Below are 12,023 nucleotides of genomic sequence, written 5' to 3' on the forward strand. Positions count from 1 at the left end.
CGTACAGGGCGCGAATTGTCGCCGGATATGATCATGTTCCCGCAACTTGACGTTCATAATCCACACCATCATACCAACCGAGCGATTTGGTGACGTTCAGGTTGTCGTCTAAGTCCCATTCTTCCCAGCCCGAGAAACGAACATGGTTACCAGTCTCTTTGTGATGGCCTTCGAAAGTCCACGCATAGACCATGTGGTGATCGGCGACGAGAACCGTGTCGAGGCTAAGAACGAGGTCAGGGAAGTCAGCCATAAATCCCGCCGCCATGTCGCCAATCTCCGCCTGGCTCTCCATTGGGTCGCCACCGTTCATTATCATGATTGTATGTTCAGCATATCTTCCGGCGACATCGCCAGGTGCCCGGTTTGTCCAAGCAGCGCAATGGTCTTGAGCTATGCGGTGGGCGGTTTGTACATCAGGTGTCATCTATATCTACATGTCCTAAAAATCGCGAAAAATATGGTTACAAAAACGTTAGTCGGGTCTCTGAAAGCAATCAAGTTTGCTTAACAGCGCTTCTCAACGTTTGCAGGTTTGTTTGCCTCACGGCCATCCGCTCATTGAAATTTCTGCGTTTTGAACGAACGGCAGCTTTCGGGAAGCCGATAAGTGAACTCTGAGAGATATCGAATGTCGGCTGTGGGCCGTTTGCGCGCGAATGAAACTCCCAAAATTGACCCAACCAATCAGTCTTCAATCAGAGAAAAATTGTCGCCATCGCCCGATTTTCTTTTTCGATTTCTGGCTTCCCTGGGTCTTGGGCCTTTGGGAACGTAATTGTCGTTTAACGCCTTCTCGACCAACCATGTCGCAGGGTGATCAGGGAAACCTTCGCCATAGTGGCGGATCAGATCAACATATTTGAAACCAAGCGCAGAAATCTTACCGATCTCCTCGCTGGTTGAGGCGTTTTTGACCACAAGGCCGCCGCCCTTGGCCGCCAGCACTATACCTTTATCTTTCAACGCGGCCAAAAGATCCTCCCAGGAGCGTGTGTCGTCAATGGACTTGCGGATTAGTGCTTTGAGGTCGAGTTCCGGCGGACTATCAATCTCCTGTGGTTCTGGAACCGAGATATCCAATGCCTTTGCGGAAGGGTCGGCCGTTTGTCGATATGGATTGTCCCTGACACGGTCCGTCTGATCATCCTCTCGGGCTGTTGGTGTTGGCTGACTATGCGAGGCTTTGGCATTCTCATGTCGGAAGATCAACTCTGGTAGTATGGTCTCCCAACTATCGCGCCTATGGTAGTGAGCGTACTCTTCTCCACTATCGATCTTGCGCCAGTTGATGATGGCCCCGATCTGGCCAGAGGCAAATACATGCCCGCGGGGTGGTTTCCACGATTTGGCCATACGTCCGACAACACGTTTTTGGGCATCCAACAAAACCCAATGAGGTTGTTGAAACACAAGGGAAAGGGTGTCCCCTACATTTGCTGTGCGCACGGCGTTGTGCACTTCATGCGCATCCCTTTGGCGACCGGCGAACGACAGATCTACGATATCGAGCGCAGGCATCTGGTATTTTGTTGCAGGCAGCGAAGTTTCGTCGAGATCGGGCGTCACATGCCTGATCAGAACTGAGTCGGAACCCGTTTTCAGAAAGGGGTGCGCTCCGGATGTCAGCACTGTCAGGCTTTGCTGTGCGCGGGTCATTGCCACATAGAATAGGCGACGAGGGGCTTCGTTATCCTCCTCTTTCGACACTCGAGACCAACCGCCATTTAGAATGGCGACATGGTCAAATTCAAGGCCTTTGGCCCTATGCGCCGTCAGCAACAGCAGTCCACGTTGTTCACCGCGAGTATCCCGAGACCAGTCCGCGATCCATTCAATGATGTCAGGTACCGGCATAGTTTTGGTGCCCAACTCCCGGGCCAGTTCCGCCACACCTTCTGCCAGCAAATCCACCCATTTGTTGCGAGGCTGAACATTCAGGACCGTGAGGATGTCCTGAATACCCAGAAGTGCGCCTTGTTTCTCACGCAGCCCGGACACCAGACGTTGGGTCTCCCTAAGTCGCCAAACATTTGGAAGGTCTTCGTTGGCCATATCCACGCGCAGACCTTGTGCTTCGGCATAGGTCCGAACTGCATCCAGTGATTTCCAGTCTCGGGAAATCACAGCAACGCGGGACCAGTTCCAGTTGGGGTCCAGACGAGACAGGCGTATCAGCTCGTCAATAGCTGCTGCAGCTTGCGGCATGGCACCGGGTAGGACGTCCAGCAACTGCACTCGGCCATGGGCAACGGAATCCTTACCCTCCAGACGTCCGCCGCTGGGTTGAGAGAGCCGCGCCTGATTGATCTTGATTTGGTGATCAATTTTCATGCGTTCAGGCGCTTTGGATATGACCTGATTGGCGGCCTCGATAATATGTGCTGTCGACCGGTAGTTTTCGATCAGAAAAGATGGTCTGGCCTTATAGTCCTCTTCAAATCTTCGGATGAAATCGACAGAAGCCCCGTTGAAAGCATAGATATTCTGGTCGTCGTCGCCCACGGCAAACAGGCTCAGTTTAAGCTCGGCATCTTCCAGAGAACGACCGGCCACGGCGGAAATGAGCGCGTATTCCTCTGGGCCAATGTCCTGGTATTCATCCACCAATATCCAGCGAAACCCCTGAATCAGACTCTCGCGCTGCGCCTCTGCTTCGGCTTTTGCCAGGCCTTCGGGGTTGAGCTGGCGCACCGCCTCCATAATGACATTGTCGAAGTCTTCTGTCGCGGCCTGAACCCCCGCAAAACTGGCGCCAACCAGCTTCATCGCAAGCGAATGGCAAGTCGAGATCGTAACCCCCGCCGCATCATCGCCCACCAGCGCCCTTAGACGAACGCGGATTTCGGCAGCGGCATGGCGATTATAAGCCAGTACCAGAATACCGCGCGGGTCTTCGCGCTTCATCCGCAATAGATATGCGATCCGGTGCACCAAAACACGGGTCTTCCCAGATCCGGGGCCGGCCAGAACCAAAACATTGGTCTGGTCCCGATCGTCCGCGACAATGTCCTGTTGGACCTTGTTGCCCAGGTCTTCGACAATGGCGGTCCAGGACTTGCTTGTTGTCTGTCGCTTGACCTCACGTGCCATGCCCGGCATCCAACGCTTCATGAACTGCTCTTTGTTGAGCAGGAAGTAATCCTCAGACAGGCGTTCGGCGTCTGTGATCTTCTCGAGACCGGTTTCCGCGTAAGTTGCCATGACATGGGTCTGAAGCGTCTGTTCGGCGTAATGCTCTTCCAGAGGAAGGAAGTCCGATTGCGTGAACTGACCACCTTTGGGATTGAGGAATACGGTCATGGCGGGGCGGAATACAGTCAACCCTTTGCCCAGTGTCAACACGCCCTGTTCATGCATCCACAGCAGGGAGCGTTCTAACAGCTTGGTCATGTCGCGCAGACCGCTGGATTTTAAGACAGCATCCTGTGTGAGCTGCGCCAGAAGGTCACCCACAGTAGTTTCAACTTGCAGGTCTTTGCCGCGTGCGCCTTTGTCGAGTCGACCCGTCAGAAACTTCAAAAGAATCCCGGCCGCTTGCCACCGAACCTCAGCGGTTTGGGCAATGACGTCCCACGTCCTTACCCGAGTCACGTTCATGGTTTTTCGGCTGATTTTGCGCAACCTGATATTACCGGTGCCACCATCCTGTCCCTTGCCGTCCCGCGCTATGCCCCGGATCAGTTTGTCGATGACATCGGGGCGGGCATCGGCGTGGTCCTGATCGCGCAGATGCTGGCAGGTTTCCTGCAGGTTCAGCGGTATTGGAGTCTCTTTGTCCGCATCCGGTGCCAGCTCTCGCATCGAGGCGATCAAATCCCGTTCAAGATTTGCAGCCTCTGTGAGGCGCCCGGAGGAAGACTGCGCCACACCGACATGGATGAAGAGCGTCATCGCAACGTCGTTTCGAGCGATGCCAAAGCTTTCGAGATTGGCCATCGCCTTGGTCAGTGCGCCGGGTGTCAAACCGCTGACGCCGCAGAGCTGATCGGTTGAGACCCCTTCATCCGCCGGGGCCAAAATCAGATGCTGCACGATGGCCAGCAATTGTTTGCGATGCGCTTGAGTGATCTCCGCATCCGAAAGCCGTTGTTTCGCCTCGTCCAGTGTGCGGACTGTTAGCGACGAAGGGAAAATACGAACTCGGTTCTCTTCTCGCGAAACAAGTGTTGCTTCTTCAAGCCAAGATACGGCCGTCTTGACGCGCGTGTCATCAGTCGCACTGTCCCGTTCAAATTCTTGATCTTTTTCGAACCTGACAATCTCACCCGCAGTGGCGACGATCTTGCCAGTTCCAGTCAGATCGCTGGGTGCGATTAGTCCATCGAGGGCAGCTTTGACGCGCTCACCGAGATCTGACCCATGTATCGAGTTTCCATCTTCATCGAGACCGACGCCAAGACCCTTCCGCCGCCGTTCTTCAAAAACCGCTGGTTCTCTCGGCCCTGGATTGGACATCTTCTCCATGAACAACGCAGCCCAAGCCTCGTGTTCCTCATCGGAGAGTTCACCAGGTGACAATTTGCTTTCAAGGGCAGCCTTAACGCGCTCATTTGAATCTTGCCCACGCATAAGTTTCCCGCCTTTGTCGTGGCCGAAACAGCCATTCCTCTTCAGCTGGTCATGCCTCACAGAAAGAAACCCACTCGTTCACCGACTTTGCGCCCCTACAAGAGATTGTATTGCTGAGCTGCGCTCTGTCTCTCTGGCAGAGTATTGGCATAGAACCGCCTCAAACCGCTAAGAGAGTTAGCTATTGTCGATTGGCAATCCACATGGCTGCTCCTCCCAACACAGTCGCAGTCGCAAGATTGAACCGTTGCACAGAGCGCCTACTTGTCATTGCCGTTCGAGCGGCTTCGGCGGCAAACAGATAGATGCCTAATACCACCGACAGAACAACAAGCATAGTCGCGACAAGCGCCATTGCCATCCCCAAATCAATTCTGTCAGTGCTTATAATACTGGGCAACAACGCCACGTTGAACAGCATCATCTTCGGATTGATCCAGCTATTGTTGAGGGCTTTCCCCGTTACCCGAAAATGAGTTCGTCAAATTGTTCTGTTTCGCTCTATTCTCTACCTGTTGAGCCAAAACCACCTGATGCACGGCCAGTTGAAGTTAGTTCGTGCGCTTCGACAATTGAAGCCCGTAGTACCGGCGCGATGATCGCCTGCGCAAAACGATCACCATGATTCAATGTAGTTGGCTCGCCTCCGAGTTGATAGAGACCGACGTACACGATACCTCGATAGTCTTCATCAATCGTGGCAGGACTGTTCGGGATAATTATCTTTCGCTTGATAGCAAGACTCGAGCGAGGCCGAATTTGCATCTCCGTGCATTGAGGAAGCTCAACATAGAGGCCAGTTGAAATCAAGCTTAGCTCACCTGGAACAAGATCAATTGGTCCGTTAGGTAGAAACGCACGGAGATCCATTCCTGCCGAGCCCTCTGTCGCATAGCTGGGGAGCGGCAAGTCATTACCATCAACCCTCTTGAATTTAACGATTTTCGTCACGACTGTTTTCCTTGTTAATTGGCACAACATTAGAACCGGCGAGTTTTTGTTCGTTCAGATTCTCACGCAGGAAATCGTTCTCCGACGATAGAGCCTCATTTTCAACTCGCAGCTTGTATACTTCGGCGCTCATCTTGGAAATAATTTCCTTGAGAGAAGCGATTGTCTCTACTGTTTTCGCCCTCTCTCCACCGGTTTCGATGGCGGTGCTTAGTTTTAGTTCGCCAAGCCAGTTCTTCACGATGTCTCGAGTTTCATGGTGATGCGGATTTCGGAGGGTCGTCTGACCTATATTCGCTCGACGGCAAACTTCCCGCTGGTTCAGTTTTCCATTGTTTTCAAGATAGGTTCCGTGTTGAGAGATCTCGTTTTCAATTGTTCGAAGAGCCTTTAACACCCGCACTCGCGTTTGTTCGCGTTGCGCCTTCTTAAACTCCATCAATCTTTCGAAGTGCTTAGCCATTCGACGAGCCTTTCACCCACCCAAGGCGTGCTTTCAGATCTTCCTGAACATTACTCCAAATATTGGGGTCACACGCTCGCAATTCTTTCTCAAGAGGGATAGCCATGTTGCGATCATCGAGAATTTCTGGGAAAGCGTTCAAACTTGAGACGAGTTGGTTCTGCCAAAATGCGACCTCAAGTTCGGAAAGAGCGCCTGCGTTCAGTTTCCGCAAGACGTGTTGAATCTTTGTGATGCGATCCGAGCGGCAAGCCGCCAATTCAAGTCTGTGACCACAACTCGTAGAACATGCGCCTATATCCCGAAGCCCCAGACTTGAAGAACATACACCTCGTTCAAGCTTCTGAGCTGTACATAGAACTCCTGGGCGTACAACTTCTACTTCACCTAAGAGGCTTGCGGCCGCCGCGATGTCATCGATATCAAGATCTAACTTCCCTGATCTTACCAGCATCTCCTTTTTCGTGCGCCGCAATAAGCCCGCTGCCGGGCCGCCATTACTTTCCGAATTGTCAAAAATCTCCTTTGCACGAACGACCATCACTTCAGACCGAATGCGATCAATTTCTTCTGCAAGTTCAGGGTCTTGATGTGCGTATCCCAATGTTACATCCACATCGTCATGCCCCAGAACGTCAAAAAGAACCTGCGAAGCGTTAGTAAGGGATAGAGCTATAAGACGAGCGATCGTATAGCGGAAACGATGCGGTGTTACTTTCCCATCTATTTCGGACAGCTTTTGTTGCGCTTCTCTCCCCACACGTTTTGCAAACATGGAAATAGCATTATCCAAAACTGGCACTCCGGTAGTGTTCTTACCCCCTCCGAATGGTACCCACAGTTGTTGATCATCCAACATCGCCCGAGACAACTCTTGTTGGCTGGAAAGAGCGTGGGCAGCAACTTTGGGCAACGGCCAATGTCTGTTTACACCGGAGCCATCATCATTGTCTTTGAACGAGGGACCAGTCAAAAAACTCCGCCCGTCAACTATTCTCGCGCAATCAAATGGCAGGGACGATAGCTCTCCCACTCGCATTCCTGTGGTCAACAATAAAATTGCGTTTGCAGTCTGACATAGATGCAGCAGTGACTTTGCACCCCGAACGGTCGGGAGTGGCCAAGATTCAAACGGCTTAACTACGTTGTCCTCACCCGCAACCCAAACTGTAAACCCGAACTGAATTTCTGGCGCAAGGCGCGGAGACCGCCAAGACGAGAGCACCTTCTTTTGTTCTTCTTGCAGTACCGAAACTCGCTTCCCCCTGGAATGGGCCTGACCATAGATGACCGCTCGCCTGTACGCGGCCAGTAACTCTGGCTGCATATGGGAAAGTAAGATTGCGCAGTGAATAATCTGAGTGAAAGCCTCGTCTGATAGGTGATCACTTGCTCGACTTTCTGTCCGTTTTGCAAATTTCTTCACACCTACGTAAGCACTTGGCCAATCGTCGAATAAACCTGCTGCGAATAGTGCATTGAGACGAGAGACCGCGGCGTTACTCCACGTAGGAAATCTGGTTTTCAAATCTTCCATTTCGTCCGGAGATAGCCCTGCAAAAAGCTTAAGCACTGCGCTTGATCTAACAGCGGTTTCTGCAGTCATTGCACTGTTCTCAACTAAGTACCGCGCGACTGCGATCGTACACCGCCATCTTCTTACCCATGTCAACGAAGTGGGCGGTTTTATTAGATGTTGCTTTCCTTTCCTCTTAGCTCTCACAGTCTGAAAGCGGTCGAGAACTGCAATCCGCTTTAATGTCTCTACGAAATGTTTGGACCTGCTGGGTGCACAATCCAGAGAAACTGCGTTCCGAAAATCAATTTTTCGATAACATAACGCCCGTTTAGACGGGGGGCACCATTCCGCAGGAAGCAGCCAGACGTCGTCTTTCACAAGTGTAGGAACGTTATCGTTGGACAATGAAACTGGCGAAATTGGGTATTCAGCCAGTTCCTCCCAGGCAATTGACCATGCGAGATCCAGACTAAACGAACTTGAAAATTGCCGGTAGTAGTCGTTTGAAATGGCATTTTGTAGAGTTGCGTCCATTTTTAAACCTACAGCGAAGGATCATCAAAGATGAACTCAGTTCCCGCCTCCAGGCGTTCCAGCCGAGCTTCAGAATGATCTCGAAATTCAATCTTCACATCACTAAAGGCTGTTTCTCTTGCGAGCTCTATTGCTTCGAGCTCCCAGGAAAGAGTCGATGTCAACCACCGAATTGGAGAACTCGCTTGTCGAATCCAGATCAAATCTGCGTGGCGATCAGCGAGCCCCTTCCATGCTTCAGTGAAGATCACACCATGACGGCATAGGATGCATCTTTGTGTTTCACAAAGCGCTCCAGAGCGCGAAGAAATTACTGGGTCAGGGTTGTTTGGATCTGTGCACCCCATTCCAAGGCGCGTTCTATATAGTCTAAGCCTCTCACGATCTTCATTCGTGAAATCTGCATAGTTTGAGCGCAAAAAAAGGATAGTGGGATCTAAAGCTCTTCCTTGAGACACTTCTTCCAATGCGGCTGAAATAACTTTTCGAAAATCATCAAAATGCTCACGTATGAGCCTGCGTTGTCGGAGGTAGCTGCGCGTTACCCGAACGTCATTGTGATTCAATGCGCGTTTAACCAAGAAAACGTTTCCGCCACTGGCTGCATATATGTGAGCCGCAAACGCGTCTCTGAGGTCTGACCAATTTAGGGTGCGTATACTCTGAGCGACTTTTTCATTAGCGTTCTTGCGCACACTTGGCAGTTCAAGAGCTCTTTTTCGAATAATGGGCAACTGCTCATTCATCAATTGTGCAAGTCTGACTCTGCTGACAGCCTTCACTCCAGATTGCCGTGAATTGAGATAGATCCATGGGGAACGCAATCGATAATCTATCTCGGCCAAAGCGGCGGCTTTTTCCAACCCGTCCGGCTCTTTTTCGATCACCTTCCGTTTCTCCCTGAGCAGCGTTCTTAGGTATTCGGAACGTTTCTCAAGCATTCGAATTATTCGAAAGGAACGAAAACGAGGTCCGGCAAGGCCTACCGATATATGTGGCTTTCCAGTTTTGGGTCTAATCGCCTTTAATATGACACTGTCCGTTTTCCTCGCTTCGGAGCCATTATCTGCCTGCCGCACCTCAAACCAGTCGGTGGAAAGATCAACGGCATCGACAGTATCGATCCAACCCGTTTCCATGCTTACAATCAGAATTGAAGCTGCTACCTCTAAATTTGAAGGCGCGATAGCGTGCTGAAGATCGGTATAGGTGACGCCTGCCCAGGTGTTTCCACGACTGAGGTGGTTTCTCATCTTTGTAAGATCTTGCGAACTGAACTTGTCTGATTTCAGAACTTTTTCGCGGATATATTCGCGCATAAGTACAGCAAGGTTGGCGTGGCTATACCAGGTTTGGTTTTTTACAGAACCCCGAGACCCTTTTTCCCAAATTTGCCGCGGGCCGGATTGAATTCTTGGATCCACTCCATTCGAAAGCCAGGCAAGCCCTCTCCGGTGAGATTGATCAGCCTGTTCAAGAATTCTTTTACAAGCGTTGTAGATCGCACGTACCGCCTCAGGGTTAACGTCCTCTTGGATCTTGATTGTGCGCCCATGTTCAATAGTTGGCCATTGCAGAGACGACGCACCGGTACCACGTGCTCTTGTGATAAAGCTGTGGACGGTTGAGAGTGATTTTCCTCTTGCTCGCAAATTACCGGGCTGAGAGATAAGATACTGCTTGAGGAGCTCACCATCCGCGTTTGTGAACATGAAAACACTGGTTGGCGCCTCACCTGTTTCTCGGTACAAATGAGACAACCACTTTACCATGACTCCCAATGATTTTTGCAAATATGAGTCTATTGAAGCTTTAGTGCGCGGAGTACTAAGGAAGCTCCGAACAACAGGTAAAACTTCTGCTACAATTTGCGGGAATCCAACAAGGTTCCTCTCTGCTGCACCATCACGATAAGCGCGAAGATCGATTTCTATATAGCGACCACTTCTTTCTCGATACTGCATTAACAGGGGATCAGTTTCAGTGAACTGCGTATCGTTGCAGTCGTGATGGTCCAAACTCAGCGGAGCATCTTGGTTTTGCAGTGTGTGTTTGCCAAACTTACGCATCTTCGAGAAAGGAGACCCAACTGTCTCTCAAATTCAGTAAGTCGGCATCATCTGAAAGCCAGGCCAGGTACATGTCACTTGTTCGCGTATCGATATGCCCAAGTTGTGGCCGCAAGTACACATCAACTAATGTTTGATGGAGGTAAGGAGCCACCTGAGAAACCAGTGCATCTGAGGAGGAAATCTCAATCTCTTGCTGAATCTTCTCTTTTAGTGTGAAGCAAGCCCAGATGTGTCGAGCAAGGTGTGGACTAAACCCGTCGAAAGGCAGAGGTTGAGAAGCAACCCAAACTTTGTAGAACCAGTGATATGATAGAGTTGTCCCTGCTGTGTCAGTTAGGAATAGCTTTTTAGGTGCTTTCTCGCCTGGATTTCTCTTGCGAAACTTTGCTAAGAGCTTTTTTCTCCTCACACGAGCATAAGCATGCAACTCTATGAGAAGATCTACGGGTACGTTAATTCGACGCGGCTTTCCTTTCTTCTCAGAGTCACCAATACGGCGGCCGCCCTTTGTACCAAAAATGATTGTCATCTTGACGGTAGCTCTACTCCGATCAATTGGCACTTTTGGTAGCCCGTTGAGCGGAAGATTGACGACTTCATCAGGACGCAATCCAAGACGGATAGCCGTCTTTGCGGCGAGGGCAATACTCGGTCCAAACCGTTTCTCCATGCCACCAAGCCATCTGCCAATTTCATTTGGTGAAGGTAATCGAAGATCCCGCGGATGTTGGCGCACTCGACCTGCCCTTGCCATGAGAAAATCTTGCGTTGGATAGAAGCGAATTCGCCTCCTTTCAGTTTCAAATGGTAAACGCAAACCGTGCAATGCAGAATACTCCAGAAAATCTGAAACATAGGCCATTCGCCTGTTAATCGTGCTTGACGACAAAGGCTTGCCCACAACCCGCAAAGACCAATGTCCAGAGCACATCTGACCTTGGTAATGTTGGCACAATTGGCTATAGGAAATTTCTTTCCAGTCGATGTGACGTGTTTCGCACCAATCAAAAAAATTCGTCAAGTCATTTGCGACAGCAAGAATGGTGTTCATCGAAGGCCGAACAACACTTGCATATTTCGAACGCCTGCCTCCCGCCCAGACACCAATTGCTTTATGTCGAAGATAATCGGCAGCTTCGACATACGGGATCCAGTCTCGAGACCAGATGACACCGATTCCATATCCCACCAACTCATGGAGCCCGAGACTCATTAGGTGTCGATCTTCGCAACGAACGAAATGCGCCAATACACCCAGCTCCAACTCAACATAGAAAAAACAATAGAGATGAAGATATTAAAAGCGTCAAGACTCCCGTTTGGGCGCGGTGACGAGACGGCTCCGCAACCACGAAACACTTATTCGCAAACAGATTGGCAACAAGACTCTGTGGAAATTTCGTGCCTCAGTACGAAATGGCCCTTCGGGCCATAGCGCCTTGGCACACGCCTGCTTTTTGGGGAGCGCGCGCGCCAAGGCGCCCCTCATCACTCTAACCCATCCGCTACTCGACGGGAAAAATAGTACCGTAGGATCAATCCCGTTTAGAAAATTATGAAGTTCTGTGGGCATTGCCCCAGTCAGAAAAACACATAAAGTCGCTTTTCTCTCCGGTCCTAATAACCACGATAATCGCTGTCGATTGTGCCGGGTGTATTGGGCAGTGTGATCCCATGTTTCAGGGCCAGTCCCGAGCGGGGCCGCACCTGCACCTCGTACCCATTGGGAATTTCTATCCTCAGGCCCGTGGGAACCAAAGCGCGTTGCCCCGGCTGCAATACAATAGAATCCCCACCCGGCAGGTTTGCGCGGACGTCAGCACCGGCCGCGCCCGTCGATTCGTAAGACGGCAAGGCAATGGCCGGATCAGCCCCCTCTTCGCGGATCACACGAATTGCTACCATCACTGTT

The 12,023-nt window shown here is 51.0% G+C and carries 7 protein-coding genes and 1 pseudogene; all 8 read right to left on the reverse strand.

The genetic code is table 11. The features are described 5' to 3' along the window. Positions 1 to 31: 31 nt before the first annotated feature. Positions 32 to 427, reverse strand: coding sequence for a nuclear transport factor 2 family protein (locus ACR0AA_RS09000; RefSeq protein ID WP_170682339.1), 396 nt, complete (start codon positions 425 to 427; stop codon positions 32 to 34). Positions 428 to 687: 260 nt separating this feature from the next. After that, a complete protein-coding gene (locus ACR0AA_RS09005; RefSeq protein ID WP_480755876.1) occupies positions 688 to 4,572 on the reverse strand; it encodes a UvrD-helicase domain-containing protein in 3,885 nt (1,294 codons plus the stop codon). 501 nt (positions 4,573 to 5,073) lie between these two features. Next, positions 5,074 to 5,523 (reverse strand): dUTP diphosphatase, encoded by a 450-nt coding sequence (dut, locus tag ACR0AA_RS09010; RefSeq protein WP_281995191.1) that lies wholly within the window; start codon positions 5,521 to 5,523, stop codon positions 5,074 to 5,076. Next, the gene (locus ACR0AA_RS09015) at positions 5,507 to 5,986 is read right to left on the reverse strand and encodes a hypothetical protein (protein ID WP_281995192.1); all 480 of its coding nucleotides are present in this window, start codon (positions 5,984 to 5,986) and stop codon (positions 5,507 to 5,509) included. Before ACR0AA_RS09015 ends, dut (ACR0AA_RS09010) begins: the two co-directional genes overlap by 17 nt. Then, positions 5,979 to 7,592: a tyrosine-type recombinase/integrase gene (locus ACR0AA_RS09020; protein WP_480755877.1), complete on the reverse strand. Its 1,614-nt coding sequence runs from the start codon at positions 7,590 to 7,592 to the stop codon at positions 5,979 to 5,981. Before ACR0AA_RS09020 ends, ACR0AA_RS09015 begins: the two co-directional genes overlap by 8 nt. A 455-nt stretch (positions 7,593 to 8,047) precedes the next feature. Beyond that, entirely contained in the window at positions 8,048 to 10,108 is a 2,061-nt protein-coding gene (locus ACR0AA_RS09025; RefSeq protein ID WP_281995194.1) for a hypothetical protein, read from the reverse strand. After that, on the reverse strand, positions 10,101 to 11,324 hold the full coding sequence (locus ACR0AA_RS09030) for a site-specific integrase (RefSeq protein ID WP_281995195.1): 1,224 nt from the start codon (positions 11,322 to 11,324) through the stop codon (positions 10,101 to 10,103). The genes ACR0AA_RS09025 and ACR0AA_RS09030 overlap by 8 nt, the downstream gene beginning before the upstream one ends. 410 nt (positions 11,325 to 11,734) lie before the next feature. Then, positions 11,735 to 12,016: pseudogene (gene dut, locus ACR0AA_RS09035) on the reverse strand (dUTP diphosphatase); the annotation flags it as partial. Positions 12,017 to 12,023 lie beyond the last annotated feature (7 nt).

The sequence above is a fragment of the Ruegeria sp. CE8 genome (assembly GCF_056537465.1).